The organism is Stenotrophomonas sp. GD03794 (assembly GCF_029842145.1).
Lineage (GTDB): Bacteria > Pseudomonadota > Gammaproteobacteria > Xanthomonadales > Xanthomonadaceae > Stenotrophomonas > Stenotrophomonas riyadhensis.
Map to the genome: position 1 here is coordinate 1 of NZ_JAOCFV010000085.1, position 15,666 is coordinate 15,666.

18 protein-coding genes and 2 tRNA genes are annotated in these 15,666 nt (G+C 66.6%); 12 read left to right on the forward strand and 8 right to left on the reverse strand.

Annotation, left to right across the window (positions count from 1 at the left end; all coding sequences use genetic code 11):
• On the reverse strand, positions 1 to 728 hold a 728-nt coding region (locus N5D91_RS23430), incomplete at its 3' end, for a sulfite exporter TauE/SafE family protein (protein WP_279922759.1).
• A 65-nt stretch (positions 729 to 793) separates the two neighbouring features.
• Positions 794 to 1,483: a cAMP-activated global transcriptional regulator CRP gene (gene crp, locus N5D91_RS23435; protein WP_010482649.1), complete on the reverse strand. Its 690-nt coding sequence runs from the start codon at positions 1,481 to 1,483 to the stop codon at positions 794 to 796.
• Between the two features lie 149 nt (positions 1,484 to 1,632).
• Here crp and speD point away from each other — a divergent pair, with 149 nt between their 5' ends.
• Entirely contained in the window at positions 1,633 to 2,427 is a 795-nt protein-coding gene (speD, locus tag N5D91_RS23440) for an adenosylmethionine decarboxylase (RefSeq protein ID WP_006473908.1), read from the forward strand.
• Positions 2,428 to 2,595: 168 nt separating this feature from the next.
• Positions 2,596 to 2,916 (forward strand): quaternary ammonium compound efflux SMR transporter SugE, encoded by a 321-nt coding sequence (gene sugE / locus N5D91_RS23445; protein WP_005419816.1) that lies wholly within the window; start codon positions 2,596 to 2,598, stop codon positions 2,914 to 2,916.
• Positions 2,917 to 3,003: 87 nt separating this feature from the next.
• Here the strand turns inward: sugE and coq7 are convergent, their stop codons facing one another.
• Positions 3,004 to 3,648 (reverse strand): 2-polyprenyl-3-methyl-6-methoxy-1,4-benzoquinone monooxygenase, encoded by a 645-nt coding sequence (gene coq7 / locus N5D91_RS23450; protein WP_154264641.1) that lies wholly within the window; start codon positions 3,646 to 3,648, stop codon positions 3,004 to 3,006.
• 197 nt (positions 3,649 to 3,845) lie between these two features.
• Between coq7 and rplM the strand changes: the two genes are divergently transcribed.
• On the forward strand, positions 3,846 to 4,274 hold the full coding sequence (gene rplM / locus N5D91_RS23455; protein ID WP_005414692.1) for a 50S ribosomal protein L13: 429 nt from the start codon (positions 3,846 to 3,848) through the stop codon (positions 4,272 to 4,274).
• A gap of 2 nt (positions 4,275 to 4,276) precedes the next feature.
• Positions 4,277 to 4,669: a 30S ribosomal protein S9 gene (rpsI, locus tag N5D91_RS23460; RefSeq protein ID WP_005411311.1), complete on the forward strand. Its 393-nt coding sequence runs from the start codon at positions 4,277 to 4,279 to the stop codon at positions 4,667 to 4,669.
• A 280-nt stretch (positions 4,670 to 4,949) separates the two neighbouring features.
• Here rpsI and N5D91_RS23465 read toward each other — a convergent pair.
• Both N5D91_RS23465 and N5D91_RS23470 read right to left on the reverse strand, forming a co-directional pair.
• Positions 4,950 to 5,024 (reverse strand) — tRNA-Gln (locus N5D91_RS23465).
• A gap of 55 nt (positions 5,025 to 5,079) precedes the next feature.
• Positions 5,080 to 5,156, reverse strand: a tRNA-Met gene (locus N5D91_RS23470).
• Between the two features lie 120 nt (positions 5,157 to 5,276).
• On the opposite strand from N5D91_RS23470, the gene N5D91_RS23475 reads away from it, so the two are divergent.
• From N5D91_RS23475 to bfr, 3 genes are all read left to right on the forward strand, one after another.
• A complete protein-coding gene (locus tag N5D91_RS23475; protein ID WP_032127170.1) occupies positions 5,277 to 5,897 on the forward strand; it encodes an RNA pyrophosphohydrolase in 621 nt (206 codons plus the stop codon).
• Positions 5,898 to 6,005: 108 nt separating this feature from the next.
• Complete coding sequence (locus tag N5D91_RS23480) at positions 6,006 to 6,215, forward strand: bacterioferritin-associated ferredoxin (protein WP_005411309.1); 210 nt, start codon at positions 6,006 to 6,008, stop codon at positions 6,213 to 6,215.
• A gap of 142 nt (positions 6,216 to 6,357) precedes the next feature.
• A complete protein-coding gene (gene bfr / locus N5D91_RS23485) occupies positions 6,358 to 6,828 on the forward strand; it encodes a bacterioferritin (RefSeq protein WP_005419804.1) in 471 nt (156 codons plus the stop codon).
• Between the two features lies 1 nt (position 6,829).
• On the opposite strand, the gene N5D91_RS23490 is transcribed toward bfr, so the two are convergent.
• From N5D91_RS23490 to N5D91_RS23500, 3 genes are read right to left on the reverse strand one after another with little or no spacing between them, the layout of a single operon-like run.
• Complete coding sequence (locus N5D91_RS23490) at positions 6,830 to 9,043, reverse strand: ATP-binding protein (RefSeq protein WP_110713965.1); 2,214 nt, start codon at positions 9,041 to 9,043, stop codon at positions 6,830 to 6,832.
• A 1-nt stretch (position 9,044) separates the two neighbouring features.
• On the reverse strand, positions 9,045 to 10,931 hold the full coding sequence (locus N5D91_RS23495; protein WP_110713964.1) for an EAL domain-containing protein: 1,887 nt from the start codon (positions 10,929 to 10,931) through the stop codon (positions 9,045 to 9,047).
• 44 nt (positions 10,932 to 10,975) lie between these two features.
• The gene (locus tag N5D91_RS23500; RefSeq protein ID WP_110713963.1) at positions 10,976 to 11,593 is read right to left on the reverse strand and encodes a DUF4126 domain-containing protein; all 618 of its coding nucleotides are present in this window, start codon (positions 11,591 to 11,593) and stop codon (positions 10,976 to 10,978) included.
• A 179-nt stretch (positions 11,594 to 11,772) separates the two neighbouring features.
• On the opposite strand from N5D91_RS23500, the gene N5D91_RS23505 reads away from it, so the two are divergent.
• The 5 genes from N5D91_RS23505 to ampE all read left to right on the forward strand — a co-directional run bounded on the left by N5D91_RS23505 (position 11,773) and on the right by ampE (position 15,485).
• Positions 11,773 to 12,516: a DUF6776 family protein gene (locus tag N5D91_RS23505; RefSeq protein WP_100442148.1), complete on the forward strand. Its 744-nt coding sequence runs from the start codon at positions 11,773 to 11,775 to the stop codon at positions 12,514 to 12,516.
• 4 nt (positions 12,517 to 12,520) lie between these two features.
• Positions 12,521 to 12,985 carry a polymer-forming cytoskeletal protein gene (locus tag N5D91_RS23510; RefSeq protein ID WP_099554096.1) on the forward strand — a complete coding sequence of 155 codons (465 nt, stop codon included), beginning with the start codon at positions 12,521 to 12,523 and terminating at the stop codon, positions 12,983 to 12,985.
• A 31-nt stretch (positions 12,986 to 13,016) separates the two neighbouring features.
• Positions 13,017 to 13,409 (forward strand): iron-sulfur cluster insertion protein ErpA, encoded by a 393-nt coding sequence (gene erpA, locus N5D91_RS23515; protein WP_005419789.1) that lies wholly within the window; start codon positions 13,017 to 13,019, stop codon positions 13,407 to 13,409.
• A gap of 148 nt (positions 13,410 to 13,557) precedes the next feature.
• Positions 13,558 to 14,463 (forward strand): NAD(+) diphosphatase, encoded by a 906-nt coding sequence (nudC, locus tag N5D91_RS23520; protein ID WP_180854040.1) that lies wholly within the window; start codon positions 13,558 to 13,560, stop codon positions 14,461 to 14,463.
• A 134-nt stretch (positions 14,464 to 14,597) separates the two neighbouring features.
• Positions 14,598 to 15,485, forward strand: a complete 888-nt coding sequence (ampE, locus tag N5D91_RS23525) for a regulatory signaling modulator protein AmpE (RefSeq protein ID WP_153854682.1) — start codon at positions 14,598 to 14,600, stop codon at positions 15,483 to 15,485.
• The last annotated feature ends 181 nt before the right edge of the window (positions 15,486 to 15,666 follow it).

Genomic DNA, 15,666 nt, shown 5'->3' on the forward strand with positions numbered 1-15,666 from the left:
ATCTGGAACAGGCTGATGCCCAGTACCAGCACGCCGACAGCCACCAGTACCCAGCGCTCCTTCAGGCGCTTCACCAGCAGTGCCGCCACCGGTGCGGCCATCATGCCGCCGATCAGCAGGCCGGCCACGATCTGCAGGTGATGCAGGCCCATCGACAGCAGGAACGTAGCTGAAACCGTCAGGGTGACCACGAATTCGGCCGCGTTCACCGTGCCGATGGTGGTGCGCGCCTGGCCGCCGCGGGCGAGCAGGGTGGAGGTGGCCACCGGTCCCCAGCCGCCCCCGCCGCTGGCATCCAGGAAGCCGGCCACGAAGCCCAGCACGGGCACCCGCTTGACCTCGCCCTTGGGCATCAGTCGGCCGGCGGCACGCGCCAGGATGATGATGGCCAGCACCAGCAGGTAGAGATAGATGAGCGGGCGGATCACCTCGCCGGGCAGCTGGGTCAGGCCGTAGGCACCCACGGCGCCGCCGACAGCGCCGGGCAGCGCCAGGCGCAGGAACAAGCGCTTATCGACATTGCCGGCGACCAGATGCGACACGCCGGAGGCGCCGGTGGTGAACACCTCGGCGGTGTGGATGGCGGCGCTGGCCTGCGCGGGCGGAATACCCATGGCCAGCATCACCGACGACGACACCAGGCCGAACGCCATGCCCAGCGCGCCGTCCACCAGCTGGGCGCCCAGGCCGATGAGGATGAACCACCAGAATGCGCTGCTCAGTTCCATGTACCGAGCCTAGCGCGCCAAGGAGTGCGGACCAAGGTCCGCACCACCCACCGGGTGCTCAACGGTCAACGGGTGCCGTACAGCACCACGGTCTTGCCGCGGGCATGCAGCAGGCCGTCGGTCTGCAGCTTCTTCAGCACACGGCCGGCCATTTCGCGCGAGCAGCCGACCAGGCGGGCCAGTTCCTGGCGCGAGACGCGCAGCTGGCTGCCTTGCGGATGGCTCATCGCCTCCGGCTCCTGCGCCAGGTCGTGCAGGGTGCGCACGATCCGGTCGGTAACGTCCAGGAATGCCAGGCGGCTGGCCTTGCGGCTGGTGTCGAGCAGGCGCTTGGAGATCTGCTGGCCCAGCGCGTACAGCAGGCGCGGGGCATCGGCCGACAGCGGGCCGAGGAACAGCTGATGCAGGCGCTCGTAGCTGATTTCGGCCAGCTCGCAGGCGGTACGGGTCCTCAGGATCACCTCGCGGCGGTCCGATTCAACGAACAGGCCCATCTCGCCGACGAACTCGCCGGCACCGAAGTAGCCCAGCACCAGCTCGCGATCGTCATCTTCCTCGGCCATGATCGAAACCGAGCCACTGATGACGTAATACAGGGTTCCCGCCGGGTCACCGGGTCGGAAGACGTCGGTACGGGTGGGGTATCGCCGCCTGTGGCTGTGCGCCAGGAAACGATCGATTGTGGCGATATCCAGGGCCAGTGGACTGCTAGCTAGGCGCACGGTTGACACGATAGGAGCGCTCCCTCTGCGCATGAACGGATTCACGGGGTCGATAGCGGAGCTTAACCAGCGCAATTGTTAAGGGCAAACAGTGTGCCAGATGTGAGCGCTCTTCACGTTCCCCCCGGGGACAGTTTGCCCCATAATTCCCCCTTTCCCTTCTTACACAGGAATCGACCGCCGTGGTCAAGCCGTTGCCTCGCCTGAGGCTGCAGGGTTTCAACAACCTCACCAAGGCGCTGAGCTTCAACATCTATGACGTGTGTTACGCGCGCACCGAAGAGGAGCGTCAGCGTTACATTGAATACATCGATGAAGAGTACAACGCCGACAGGCTGACTCAAATCTTGACCGATGTCGCCGAGATCATCGGCGCCAACATCCTGAACGTGGCCCGCCAGGACTACGACCCGCAGGGTGCCTCGGTGACCATCCTGATCTCCGAAGAACCGGTGATCGACAAGAAGCAGGCCGGCAAGGAGCTGATCTCCGATGCCGTGGTCGCGCACATGGACAAGTCGCACATCACCGTGCACACCTATCCGGAAACGCACCCGCAGGAAGGTATCGCCACCTTCCGCGCCGACATCGACGTGGCCACCTGTGGCGTCATTTCGCCGTTGAAGGCGTTGAACTACCTGATCGAAAGCCTCGAGTCGGACATCGTGATCATGGACTACCGCGTCCGTGGCTTCACCCGCGATGTGAAGGGCAAGAAGCACTACATCGATCACAAGATCAACTCGATCCAGAACTTCCTGGCCAAGAACATCAAGTCGCGTTACGAGATGTTCGACGTCAACGTCTACCAGGAAAACATCTTCCACACGAAGATGCACCTGAAGGACTTCGACCTGGACCAGTACCTGTTCGAGGAAAAGGCCAAGAACCTGTCGTTCAAGGAACGCATGAAGATCGAAGCGCTGCTCAAGCGCGAGATCGAAGAGCTGTTCCACGGCCGGAACCTGTCCGAGTAAACCCCATGTGCGATGCCCGCAGGCATCGCCGCTCAGGCGGGACGACCCGCCCCGTGGAACCAGTGCCCCGCACGCGTTATAGTTCCACGGTGATGTACCGACCCACGGCCCGGTGTGAAAACACCGGGCCGTTTCGTTTTTCTCAAAAAAGGTAAGGAGCCCCCACCCATGCCCTGGATCTACCTGCTGCTGGCCGGCCTGTTCGAGATCGGTTTTGCCCTTGGAATGAAGTACTCCGAAGGCTTCAGCAAACCCCTGCCCACCGTTGCCACGGTGGTGTCCGCCCTGATCAGCCTGTACCTGATGAGCCAGGCGATGAAGAGCATTCCGGTTGGTACGGCCTACGCGATCTGGACCGGCATCGGCGCCATGGGCGTGGCGGTGCTGGGCATCTACCTGTTCAATGACAGCGCATCGCCGGCCCGCCTGGCCTGCGTGGGCCTGATCGTGGCCGGTGTGATCGGCCTGAAGCTGGTCTCGCCCAATTAATCGGTAGTGCCGGCCGCTGGCCGGCAACCTCCTGATCTTCTGCGGTGCCTGCGTGGTTGCCGGCCAGCGGCCGGCACTACCTGGCGGTCACAGCCGGTAGGCGATGGTCTTCATGACCTTGGAAGCCAGCGCCATCGCGCCCGGGATCGGGAACGGCAGGCGGCGTGCGCCGGCCTGCTCGGCGTGGTCCGCATGGCGGGCCTCGTCTTCCTTCATCACGGCGATGACCGCGCGGCTGCGCAGGTCGCCGGCCGGCAGGTCGACCAGGTGCTCGTCCAGGTGCGCCTCCACCTGGCGCTCGGTCTCGACCACGAAGCCCAGGTTCCAGCCGTCGCCACGCAGCCCGGCCAGGGTGCCGATGGTGTAGCTGCCGGCGTACCAGAGCGGGTTGAACAGGCTCGGACGACTGTCCAGTTCGCCCAGGCGGGTGGCGCACCAGGCCAGGTGGTCGGTCTCTTCCTGGGCCGCTTCCAGCAGGTGTTCACGCGTGGCCGGGTCGCGGGCCACGGCCGCCTGGCCGAAGTACAGGCCCTGTGCGCAGACCTCGCCGACGTGGTTGATCCGCATCAGCCCGGCGGCATGGCGGCGCTCGGCGCGGTCCATGCCGGGCTCGTCGGTCTCCGTGGCCGGGTAGGGGCGGGCCGCCGGCGGGTTGCCGAACACCGTGTCCAGGGCGCGCTGCGCCTCGGTCAGCAGGTGGTCCAGCGGGGTGATCTGGCGGAGCACGGTCATGGCGGTACACGGTGGGGCGGAAGACCCCGCGATTCTCGCCCGGCCCCGTGCCCCTGCCAACCCGGTCAGGGGCCTGCTTGCAACCCTGGGCTGACCTGCGTACAATCCCGCCCCTTACGCTTCACCTTTTCACAACGCGTGGCAGAGTTCCGGCGAGCCTTTCGCCGCAATGAGCCCGACCTAACCTAGAGTTCTTCATGAGCACTTTCACTGCCAAGAACGAGACCGTCCAGCGCGACTGGTACCTCGTCGACGCCGAGGGCAAGACCCTGGGCCGTCTCGCCACCGAGCTGGCCCGCCGTCTGCGTGGCAAGCACAAGCCGGTCTACACCCCGCACGTTGATACCGGCGACTACCTGGTCGTCATCAATGCAGAAAAGATTGCCGTCACCGGCAAGAAGCTGCAGGACAAGATGTATCACCGTTTCACCGGTTACATCGGCAACCTGAAGACCGAATCCCTGGCACAGGCGCTGGAGCGCCACCCGGAGCGCGTGATCGAGATCGCCGTGAAGGGCATGCTGCCGAAGGGCCCGCTGGGTCGCCAGATGTACCGCAAGCTCAAGGTCTACGCCGGCACTGAGCATCCGCACGCCGCACAGCAGCCGCAGGTTCTGGATATCTAATCATGGCTATCACTCAAAACTACGGCACTGGCCGCCGCAAGTCCTCCACCGCTCGCGTGTTCCTGCGCAAGGGTTCGGGCAACATCACCGTCAATGGCCGTCCGCTGGACGAGTTCTTCGGTCGTGAGACCGCGCGCATGATCGTGCGCCAGCCGCTCGAGCTGACCAAGAACACCGAAAGCTTCGACATCCTGGTCACCGCCGCTGGCGGCGGCACCACCGGCCAGGCCGGTGCGATCCGTCTGGGCATCGCCCGTGCTCTGGTCGAGTACGACGAAACCCTGAAGTCCGAGCTGCGCAAGGCTGGCTTCATGACCCGTGACGCCCGTGAAGTCGAGCGTAAGAAGGTTGGTCTGCACAAGGCCCGCCGCGCCACCCAGTTCTCCAAGCGCTGATTTACCGCGCCTGGTTGGGCTCCTTCGGGAGCCCGCTGGATGGAAAAGCAAAAGCCCGGCTTCGGCCGGGCTTTTGTCGTTCTGGGGTCGTGGATTTCCTGGTTGCCGGCCAGCGGCCGGCACTACCCGTGGTCCGCATGCCTGACCCCGGTCTCTGTCTGGAGAAGAGCCCCCTTGTTGTTCAAGGGGGTGCGCCGACAGGCGCGGGGATAAGGTGGAATTCGCGACCAAATTAAAAGCAAAAGGCCAGATCTTTCGATCTGGCCTTTTGCTTTTAATTTGGCTGCCCCGGATGGATTCGAACCACCGAATGCCTGAGTCAGAGTCAGGTGCCTTACCGCTTGGCGACGGGGCAAAACGTGCAACTATTTTCTCACTTTTCACGCTGAAAAACAACTTGATTTTCAGTGTGGTGGCTATGGGTGGACTCGAACCACCGACCCCAGCATTATGAGTGCTGTGCTCTAACCGGCTGAGCTACATAGCCTTGGTGAGCCCGCTATTCTGCGGATGTGTATCGCCCCTGTCAACACTTTTGTATCGTGCTTGTGGGCCGACAGGCGGCATGGGATAGTCCCGACCAGTAGATTTTTTAGGAGTCCGCATCGTGATCGATCCGGACGGCTATCGACCGAACGTCGGCATTGTGCTGATGCGGCAGGACGGCCAGGTGTTCTGGGCACGACGTGTGCGCCGGGACGGCTGGCAGTTCCCGCAGGGTGGCATGAATACCGACGAGACGCCTGTCGAGGCCATGTATCGTGAACTGCAGGAAGAGACCGGCCTGCTGCCTGAGCACGTGGAAGTGCTCGGGGCAACGCCCGGCTGGCTGCGTTACAAGCTGCCGGCGCGGGCCATCCGCCGCAACGAGCGGCAGGTCTGCATCGGCCAGAAGCAGGTCTGGTTCCTGCTGCGCCTGACCGGCGACGAGTCCCACGTGAAGCTGGACCACACCGACTCACCCGAGTTCGACCACTGGCGCTGGGTGGACTTCTGGTACCCGGTGGAGCACGTGGTGATGTTCAAGCGTGGCGTCTATGCGCGCGCCCTGCGACATCTGGCGCCGTTGGCGCGCGGGGTGGCCGGGCAGGGCGTGACCGCCATGCCCAAGAGTGCCGCCGAGGCCTGGATGCCGGGCCATACCGCCGGGCATGACCGCCCACGCAAGCGCCCGCGGACCCGCGGCTACTGGCCGAAGAAGGCCACCGGCGATGGTCCGGCCACGTAACCGGCTGAACGGTATCGAGAATGGTTCAGGTCTCTGATTGACAACCATTCTCGTTTCCATTGGAATAGCCAACAGGCCGCTTCTGGCCTGTCAGCCCGGTCCACGCCTGTGTACGTCTGCATCTGCAACGGAGTCACCGACCACCAGATCCGCGAAGCCGCCAGCCATGGCGTCAGCACGGTGGCCGAACTGACCATGCGTACCGGTTGCGGTGCCACCTGCGGTTCCTGCCTGGACATGGCCGGCGATCTGTTGGCCAAGGCGCGTGCCACCCACGATCTGCCGCTGCCGGTACTGGGCTTGGCCCAGGTCGCCTGATCGTCTCTTCGCGGCGCGTTGACGCCGCGCTTTCGCACCCTTCACGTGCGGCCGCACAGGCCAATGCGCACGATTCGCGTTCCTTCACGACCGCACGCAAGGCGCTAAAGTGCCTGCGTTTTCAGCGTGCAGGAGCATCCCCATGAAGGGCGACACCAAGGTCATCGAATTCCTCAACAAGGTCCTCTACAACGAGCTGACCGCGATCAACCAGTACTTCCTGCACGCCAAGATGCTGAAGAACTGGGGCATCAAGGAACTGGCCGAACACGAGTACAAGGAATCGATCGACGAGATGAAGCATGCCGACATGCTCGCCGACCGCATCCTGTTCCTCGAAGGCCTGCCGAATTTCCAGGCGCTGGGCAAGCTGCGCATCGGCGAGAACCCGACCGAGATCCTGCAGTGCGACCTGTCGCTGGAACGCGACGGCGTGGTCACCCTGCGCGAGGCCGTGGCCTATTCCGACTCGGTTGGTGACTACGTCAGCCGCCAGCTGTTCGTGAAGATCCTGGATTCGGAAGAAGAGCACATCGACTGGCTGGAGACCCAGCTCGACCTGATCGAGCGCATTGGCGAGCCGAAGTACCTGCTGAGCAAGCTGGAAGAGTAAGTCAGCCGGCCTGGCCGGCGCGATGCTGTGCCAGGTAGCCCGTCAGCGCTACGCGTGCCCGGGCAAATTCCGCAACCAGCAGCGCCACTGCTACGGCGGGGCGCTGCAGGCTGCCATTGCGGGCCTCATGTTCGATCCGCTGCGCGACCGCCGACAGCGACAACGCCCCAACGTTCGCACTCGATGATTTGAGGCTGTGGGCGATTGCCTGCAGTCGCGGCTCGTCGCTGCCCTGCGCGGCCTGCTGCAGCTGCTGCACCATCGCCGGCGCATCCTCCAGGAACACCGAGACGATCTGGAGGGCGGTATCGCCGATCACCGCCTGCAGTTCGTCCAGCACATCACGGTCCAGCACCGGTTGCGTCACCGATTGGCTTTTCGTCTCTTGTAGAGCCGGGCCATGCTCGGCTGGCGGGATCCCACTGGCCCCGGATGCATCGCCGTCGAGCAAGCTCGACGCTACGACATCGCGTGATCGCTGCCCCCAGCGCCTCAACAGCGCATGCAAGGTGGCGCGTGCGATCGGCTTGGACAGGTAATCGTCCATGCCGGCCTGCAGGCAGCGTTCGCGGTCACCGGCCATGGCGTTGGCCGTCATCGCGATGATCGGCAACCGCGAGCGCCCTGTTTCCGTTTCTTCCGCACGCCAGCGGCGCGTGGCGGCGTAGCCGTCCAGCACCGGCATCTGGCAATCCATCAGCACCACGTCCACGCCGCCCTCGCGCAGGGCGGCCAGTGCCTGCTCGCCGTCGGCGGCGTTGCGCACCTCGCACTGGAACACGCGCAGCAGATGCTCGGCCACCATCCGGTTGACCGTGTTGTCTTCCACCAGCAGCACGCGCAGGTGCAGTGGCGGCAGCGTCGGTGTTGGCAAGCCGTCTTCGGCATTGGCCAGCAGGGCGGCAGGGCGGGCAGGCGTGGCAGGCGCCGCTAGTAGTGCATGCAGGGCTGCATCATCGAAATGCGGGAGCAGCTGGCGTTGGCGCGGGCGTTGTGCAGGCGTGTCTTCCTGCAGCCACAGCACCTGCAGTGCATCATCGTCGCCGCGCTCGGCCAGCGCCTGCTGCAGCGTGACCTCGCCGTTGCGGCGGGTGCGGGAATCGACAATCAGCCATGCCGGTGCTGGTTGTCCGGGCCGCGCGGGAGCGCGCAGGCGCTCGACCACGGCATCCAGCTGTGCCAGCACCTGCACCTGCAGCCCATGGTGGGCGGCGATGCGCTCGATGCGCGCCTGCAGCGTTGCATCGGCGCTGAACAACAGTAGCGCTGCGGGGGCGCGCGCCATCGCAGGCAGGTCGCCGGGTACTTTCAGCAGCGGGATCTCGAACCAGAACGTCGCCCCCTGGCCCGGCGTGGACTGCACGCCGATGTGCCCGTGCATCAGGTCGATGATGCGCTTGCAGATGGCCAGGCCCAGGCCGGTGCCACCGTAGATGCGCGTGGTGGAGGCGTCGGCCTGGCTGAAGGACTGGAACAGGCGAGCCTGCAGGGCCGCATCGATGCCGATGCCGGTATCGATGATCTCGAAGCGCAGCTGATGCTGTGCAGGACCTTCGCCCAGCCGCTGCACGCGCAGCTGTACCTGGCCGCGCGCGGTGAACTTGATTGCGTTGGCCAGCAGGTTGCTCAGCACCTGGCGCAGGCGCACCGGGTCGCCGCGCACCGGCAGGCGCACGGAGGGATCCAGCTGCAGGCCCAGCGACAGGCCCTTGGAGTCGGCCGCGCGCTGCATCAGCTGCACGACACCATCGAGCAGATCACGCAGGTTGAAGCTGGTGATCTCCAGCTCAAGTGCCTGCGCTTCCAGCCGTGAGTAGTCGAGAATGTCGTCGACGATGCGCAGCAGCTGCTGCGAGCTGGCCGAAGCAGTGGCCAGCATCTGCCGCTGGTCCTCGCCCAGCGGCCCGCGCGCGATCAGTTCCAGCATCGGCAGGATGCCGTTGAGCGGCGTGCGGATCTCGTGGCTCATCGTGGCCAGGAATTCGCCCTTGGCCAGCACCGCCGCTTCGGCGGCCTGCTTGGCCTGCAGCAGCTGCTGCTCCAGCTGGCCCTGGCGTTCAGTGGTGTGGCGCAGCTGGTCGCGCTCGGCGGCCAGCAGGCTGCGCTCGCGCTGCAGCTGGGCCAGTGCCCGGTTGCGCGCGCGCAGGCGCAGGCCCAACAGCAGCAGTGCGACGGCCGCAGCAAGGGCAACCAGCAGCACGCCCCACAGCGGCACGTCAGAGCACCGCGTTGTGGAAGTCGAAGTTCAGGTCGCTGCCGGCCGACTGCACCATGTTGCCCTGGATGTAATCGACTCCGCCGACCCACATCGCGGCCGCAGCCTGCGGGTCCTCGATCTGCTGGCCGATGATCTGCTGACCGGTGGCGTGTGCGCGTTCAATCGCCTTGCGCAGTTCTTCGCGCGTGGCCGGATTGGAGTGGCTGCTGGAGAAGCGCGCGGCCATGCGCACGAACGACAGCGGCAGCTGGGTCAGCAGTGCATCGGCCTCGCCGCTGGGCTCGAACTGGCTCAGGCAGAAGCGCACGCCGGCCCCGGCCATGCGCTGGCAGAACTGCTGCAGCGGCACGGTGTGGATCAGCGCGTCGGGCAGGCGCACGTCGATCACCAGTGCGCTGCCGGGCAGGTCGCGTTGCTGCAGCGATTCCAGCAGCCAGTCGGCGAACGCGTCGCGCTGCAGGGTGCGCAGCGACTGCGAGACGAACAGGTTCAGCGGTTGCGTTGCGTGCCGGTACAGGTCCAGCAGGCCCAGCGCGTGATCCATCACCTGCTGGTCGAGGTCGGCGATGCGCCCGGCGGCTTCCGCGGCCGGGATCACCTGGCCGGCTGCCAGCACCGTGCCATCGGCCTGGCGCAGGCGCAGCAGCAGCTGGTACTGCGCGGTGTTGCCACCGGCGACAGCCACGATCGGCTGATAGGCCAGCTCAAGTTGGCCTTCCAGCAGCGCCAGGTGCTCCTGTTCGCTGATCACGTCGCGATGCACGTGGCCAGCCACGCCGGCGCTGAGCAGGCGCGCCTGCAGGGTGGTGCGTTCGACGGCCTCCAGCGCACTGTTGGCATCCTCGAAGCCGGACGACAGCGGCGCGTAGCCGACCACGCCGCGCAGGTGCACGGATTCATCGTCGCGGATCACGAAGGCGCGCGCCGACAACTGCTCGCGCAGCGTCGCAGCGATACCTTCCAGGCTGTCCTCATCGGTATTGCGTACGAGCAGCAGGAAGCTGTTGTCATTCAGGCGTGCCAACAGATGCGGGTGACCGGCTTCCGCCAGGCGCTGCCCGGCCTGCACCATCAGACGCTCGAAGGCCGCATAGCCATAGCGCTCGCGCAGCCCCAGCGCACTGGACACTTCGACGAACAGCACGCCGCCCGGGTCGCGGTGGGCGAGCGCAGCGTTAAGCTGCTGCAGCACGTGATGACGCGTCGGCAACCCCGTTTCCGGATTGCTGGTGGCCGGTGCGCCGCTCGCACCGGGCAGGGTCGCGGCCTGCGCACGTGCGCGACGGATGCGGTTGGCCACGGCAGCGATCAGGTGGCGCGGGCGGATCGGCTTGCTCAGGTAGTCATCGGCGCCACTGTCGAGCACTTCGAACTGGCGCTCCGGGTCCGGATCGCCGCTGAGGAACACGATCGGCAGCAGCTGCAGGCCGGGTTGCTGGCGGATCAGCGCGGTCAGGCGCATGCCATCGAGGCCAGGCAGGTGCAGGTCCATCAGGATCAGGTCGGGGCGATGTTCCCTGATCGCCTGCAGCGCGCCATCGGCATCGCTGTGCACGATCGCCTGCATGCCGGCACCGTGCAGCACGCTCTGGGCGAACAGCGCCTGGGCGCGATCGTCCTCGACGATCAGCACGCGGTACGGCGAATCGGACGGCGGCGGTGCCTGGTCGTTGTTGCCAGCCTCGGCCAGCACGGCCGGGCCGGGAAGCGGCGGTGGTGCGCTGTGGATCGACGGAGCATCGGCAACGGCGCTCTGCGGCATGACCGCCACAGGTGTTGCCGGAGCGCTGGTGACCGTCTCGACGGTCCAGCGTTGCCAATGATCGGCCGGAGGGGTTTCAGCGCGTCCCGGGCGGGCGCCCGCGGGGGATTCGTTTGCGGCCATCGGTGCTCCTGGTGTTCGCGTCCATTATGCGACAAGCCCGGGGATCAACCGGTACCGGGTTGCCGCGCACTGTCCGGTGATGCGCTGCGTGCCAGCCAGCGCACGCCCTTCCACAGGGCGCGCCACACCAGCCACACCAGCAGTGCACCGGCCAGGCTGCAGGCCAGCACCACGATCAGCGCGATCCAGGGATGTGCCAGGGCCAGGGCGAGGCCGCCGATCACCACGGTGTCTTCGGCGGCGGACGCGACCCAGTTGCTGGCAGGCTCCGGCGAGGTATTGAGCAGGGCGCGGGTGCCGGCCTTCAGGCCATGGCTGGCCAGCGCCACACCGGCGCCGGCGGCAAGTGCGCCGGTGCCCAGCTGGCCGTCCGGCGACAGCGTGGCAGCGGCAAGGAAGGCGCCGGCAGGCACGCGCGCGAGTGTCTGCACCAGGTCCCAGACCGAATCCACACCGGGGATCTTGTCGGCGAAGAATTCGGTCACTGCCAGCGCTGCGGACGTGCCCAGCACCCACCACGATTCGGTGGCCTGCAGGGCCGGCGGCAGGTCGACCCAGCCGAGCAGGCCGGCCAGGCCGACGCCGAACACGGTGAGGTAGACGCGGATGCCGGCCAGCCAGGCCAGCAGGATGCCGATCACGAACAGGTGGGCTTCGGTCATGGCGGTGCTCCGGCGACGGAACTGTGCAGGGGGCCACACTATCGACGATGGCGTGCCTGAACGCCACAGACCGCGGCCGGCCACTGCGCAGGAAACCCACTCGTCCTGTCATACACTAGCCCGTCGTTTGCCACAGGGGCCGTACCGGTGTCGCCCTCGCGATGCCCCGGAAACCACCCATGACCAACCGTCCTCCCATGCGCGTGCAGGTCCGCCTGCCCGGCGCGCCGCAACCGCCGGCCGACCGTCGCCGCCTGCTGGTGATCGGCGGCATCTGGCTGCTCAGCCTGGTGCTGGCGGTGCTGGGTGGCTGCTGGATGGCCACGCCGCGCGATGCCCAGGGCCAGCGCCTGCAGGCCGCCGAGAAGCGTGCCGAGACGTTGCAGGCGCAGCTGACCGAACTGCGCCAGAAGCAGGCCACGCTGGAAGCCTCCGACCGCATCAGCCGCGCCGCCAACACCGAGGTGCAGTCCTCGCTGGCCGAGCGCGATGAGGAAATCGCCGGCCTGCGTGCCGACGTTGCCTTCTATGAGCGCCTGGTGGGTTCGACCAGCCAGCGCAAGGGCCTGAACACCCATTCGATCGAGTTCAGCCCGGAAGCGGCCGGCACCTGGCAGTACACCGCCGTGCTGACCCAGAACCTCAACCGCGGCGCCATCAGCCAGGGGCAGATGCGTTTCACGGTGGAAGGCGTGAAGAACGGCAAGCTGGCCACGATCAGCTGGGATGATCTGCACCAGCGCAGCAAGGTGCCGGGACAGGATTACTCGTTCCGGTACTTCCAGCAGATCACCGGCAGCGTGATGCTGCCGGCTGACTTCACCCCGCAACGCGTGCGGGTGACATTGGGGAGTGGTACGGGGGGTACCACCCAGGTATTCGACTGGAAACAGGCCGGTGCGCCGGCCAGCAAAGGGGAGTAGGCAGATGTTCGGAAGCAGCAAATCCAACCGTGAAGGCCAGCTGGTGGTGGATGCCCTGATCGGCAACCAGGTGGTGATCCGTGGTGATGTGGAATTCAGTGGGGGCCTGTATGTGGAAGGTCGCATCCATGGCAAGGTGATCGCCGCCGAAGGCGCCAGTGGCGCGACCCTGACGGTCGCCGAGCATGGCGTGATCGAGGGCGAGATCCGCGCCCAGGTGGTGGTCATCAGTGGCCGTCTGGACGGCGACGTGCACGCCACCGAGAAGGTCGAGCTGACCCCGAGCGCACGGGTCAATGGCAACGTCCATTACCAGGTGGTGGAGATGAATGCGGGCGCCCAGCTGAACGGCCGCCTGATCCATGCCAGCGCCCCGATGGCGGCCCTGCCGGCCCCGGAAGGCGACGACGCCAATGGTGGCAAGGGCGACACCGCCGCACGCCGCAAGCTGGCCGAGGCGATGGCTTGAAAGCCATCGCCGGCACCCCCATGCTGACGGCATGAGCACGCTAGTCTCCCTGCCCGGCGCCACCCCGGTTGCCGCGCCCGATTACCAGTCGCTGGAGCGCCCGCTGAACTTCACCGAGTCGGCGGCCGCCAAGGTCAAATCCCTGATCCAGGAAGAGGGCAACCCCGACCTGGCCCTGCGGGTGTACATCGAAGGCGGTGGCTGTTCGGGCTTCCAGTACGGGTTCGAGTTCGACGAGAACCGTGCCGAGGATGACCTGGCGGTGCAGACCAGCGGGGTGACCCTGCTGGTCGACCCGTTGAGCCTGCAGTACCTGATGGGCGCCGAGGTGGACTACACCGAGAGCCTGACCGGTGCCCAGTTCGTGATCCGCAACCCGAACGCGAAGACCACCTGCGGCTGCGGCAGCAGCTTCAGCATGTAAGAACCCTGTGGCCGGCATGTGCCAACGAGGGTTGGCACCTCGGTAGATCCACGCCATGCGTGGATGTTCCGTGCCTCCACGCCCACATCAGCAGATTGCGCACAGCGCCGACCTTGCCTCCCGCATCGATTGGCGGCACGCTTGCCGGATGCCCAATACTCCTTCGCCGCTTTCCGGTTTCGCCTTCGTTGGCGAACCGCTGGAGCGCGCCGATGCCCTGCGCGAAGATGCCGATGCACTGGCGCGCCTGTGGCCGGGCGCGCGCATTCTCGTGCTCGATCAGGACGGCAGCGCCTTCACTGGCGATGACGATCAGCCACTGGCGCTGAGCGGCGCCGACATCGGCGGTGGCCCCGGTGCCGCGATCTTCCTCGGCCTGCGTGGCGAGCAGGCCTGGTTCTCGGTCGAAGCCGCCAACGTTACCGTCACCGCGCCGCGCCGCCTCGACCTGCGCCAGGCCGCACTGCTGTGGTCGATGGCCGATGCGACCGCCTTCAGCTATGCCCGCGGCATGTCCTACTGGCATTCGCGCACCCGCTTCTGCGGCGTGTGCGGTGGTGCTGTGGCGTTTGCCCGTGGCGGCTTCGTCGGCCGTTGCGCGCAGTGTTCCACCGAGCACTATCCGCGGGTCGATCCTGCCGTGATCGTGGCGGTGGAGAACCAGGGCCGGCTGCTGCTCGGCCGCCAGTCGAACTGGGCACCGCGTCGTTACTCGGTACTGGCCGGCTTCGTTGAACCGGGTGAGACCTTCGAGCAGACCGTGGTGCGCGAAGTGCACGAGGAGAGCAAGGTGCGGGTGACCGCCTGCCAGTATCTGGGCTCGCAGCCGTGGCCGTTCCCGGGCGCACTGATGGTCGGCTTCCGTGCGCAGGCGCAGGACGATCTGCCGACCGTGGACGGCGAGCTGGAAGACGCGCGCTGGTTCAGTGCCGACGAGGTCGGCGCGGCGCTGGCCCGCGATGTCGAGGACGATGGCCAGGGCATCCGCCTGTCGCCGCCGATCTCGATTTCGCGCGGCCTGATCGAACACTGGTACCGGCAGCAGAAGGGCTGAGCGGGGCTGATGGTGGCGCCTGTATTGCCGCCACCTGAACACGGCCCGGGTTACAGTGCGGGTCACCGCTGAGGGCGTCGCTGCGACAGGTAAGGTAGCGACGCCGAGCGTTCTGTTTCGTAGGGAGACCTGCCATGTTCACCACTCTGGCCGCCGTGCTGGTGGCACTGGCCCTGGGCCATGTTGCCCCGGCCGCTGCCGCCTCGCTGCGCCGTTTCGACGGCTTCCGGCGTTGGCTGGGCTGGCTGGACGCGCGCGGTGGCAAGGCCTGGCAGGGACCGGCCGGCGTTGCCCTGGCACTGCTGCCGCCGCTGTTGCTGATGGCGCTGCTGGCGTGGCTGCTGCGCGGGGTGCTGTTCGGCCTGCCGTCGCTGCTGCTGGGCGTGGCGGTACTGGCGTGGTGCTGGGGCCCGCGCGATCTGGACCGCGATATCGAAGCGATCATCGATGCCGATGACGCGGCGACGCGCCAGGCCGCGGTACGTAACCTGCAGGTGGCCGGTGGCAGCCTGCGCGAGGACATTCCGTCACTGGTCGAGGCAACCGTGCTCAACGCCTTGCGGCGCTGGTTCGCGGTGCTGTTCTGGTTCCTGCTGCTGGGCCCGGCCGGTGCGCTGGGTTACCGGCTATTGGCGTTGATGGCGGAAAGCCCGATGCGCGCCCGCGTGCCGGTGGAGCCGCTGGCGCTGGCGCAGCGCCTGCTGGGCTGGATCGAGTGGCCGGTGGCACAGCTGATGGCGTTTTCGATGGCGCTGGTGGGCAACTTCGATACGGCGTGGAAGGCCTGGCGCCAGGCCCACGGCGAGCGCCTGGCCGGCAACATCGGCTTCCTCGGCGCGGTGGCGCGGGCCAGCGTCAATGCCGAGCTACGCGAGGATGCGCACGATTACACCGAGGCGGGATTGTTGCCGGTGTGGCAGCGGCTGCCGGACCTGCGTGATGCGATGAGCCTGGTGTGGCGGATGCTGCTGCTGTGGCTGGCGATCCTCGCCCTGCTGGTGATTGCAGGCTGGGTGACGTAGGTGTTCTGGCAGGGCTTGCAGCCCTGCACCTGCAGAGGCCAAAGCCAAAGCCAAAGCCAAAGCCAAAGCGGCTCTGGGTTGCTGAGGGTTGGGCGGGGAGGTGTGGGGCTGCAGGACACGCCGTAAACCCGTCCCTGGGGGCTCGATGGCGCCTTGCTCGTGTGCGCTGTCCTGCGCACAC

Bases quoted from the DNA above. Each gene is read 5' to 3' on its own strand.
- crp (WP_010482649.1), bottom strand. From the start codon at position 1,483: ATGCGCAGAGGGAGCGCTCCTATCGTGTCAACCGTGCGCCTAGCTAGC.
- sugE (WP_005419816.1), top strand. From the start codon at position 2,596: ATGCCCTGGATCTACCTGCTGCTGGCCGGCCTGTTCGAGATCGGTTTT.
- coq7 (WP_154264641.1), bottom strand. From the start codon at position 3,648: ATGACCGTGCTCCGCCAGATCACCCCGCTGGACCACCTGCTGACCGAG.
- rplM (WP_005414692.1), top strand. From the start codon at position 3,846: ATGAGCACTTTCACTGCCAAGAACGAGACCGTCCAGCGCGACTGGTAC.
- rpsI (WP_005411311.1), top strand. From the start codon at position 4,277: ATGGCTATCACTCAAAACTACGGCACTGGCCGCCGCAAGTCCTCCACC.
- bfr (WP_005419804.1), top strand. From the start codon at position 6,358: ATGAAGGGCGACACCAAGGTCATCGAATTCCTCAACAAGGTCCTCTAC.
- N5D91_RS23495 (WP_110713964.1), bottom strand. From the start codon at position 10,931: ATGGCCGCAAACGAATCCCCCGCGGGCGCCCGCCCGGGACGCGCTGAA.
- N5D91_RS23500 (WP_110713963.1), bottom strand. From the start codon at position 11,593: ATGACCGAAGCCCACCTGTTCGTGATCGGCATCCTGCTGGCCTGGCTG.
- N5D91_RS23505 (WP_100442148.1), top strand. From the start codon at position 11,773: ATGACCAACCGTCCTCCCATGCGCGTGCAGGTCCGCCTGCCCGGCGCG.
- N5D91_RS23510 (WP_099554096.1), top strand. From the start codon at position 12,521: ATGTTCGGAAGCAGCAAATCCAACCGTGAAGGCCAGCTGGTGGTGGAT.
- erpA (WP_005419789.1), top strand. From the start codon at position 13,017: ATGAGCACGCTAGTCTCCCTGCCCGGCGCCACCCCGGTTGCCGCGCCC.
- nudC (WP_180854040.1), top strand. From the start codon at position 13,558: ATGCCCAATACTCCTTCGCCGCTTTCCGGTTTCGCCTTCGTTGGCGAA.
- ampE (WP_153854682.1), top strand. From the start codon at position 14,598: ATGTTCACCACTCTGGCCGCCGTGCTGGTGGCACTGGCCCTGGGCCAT.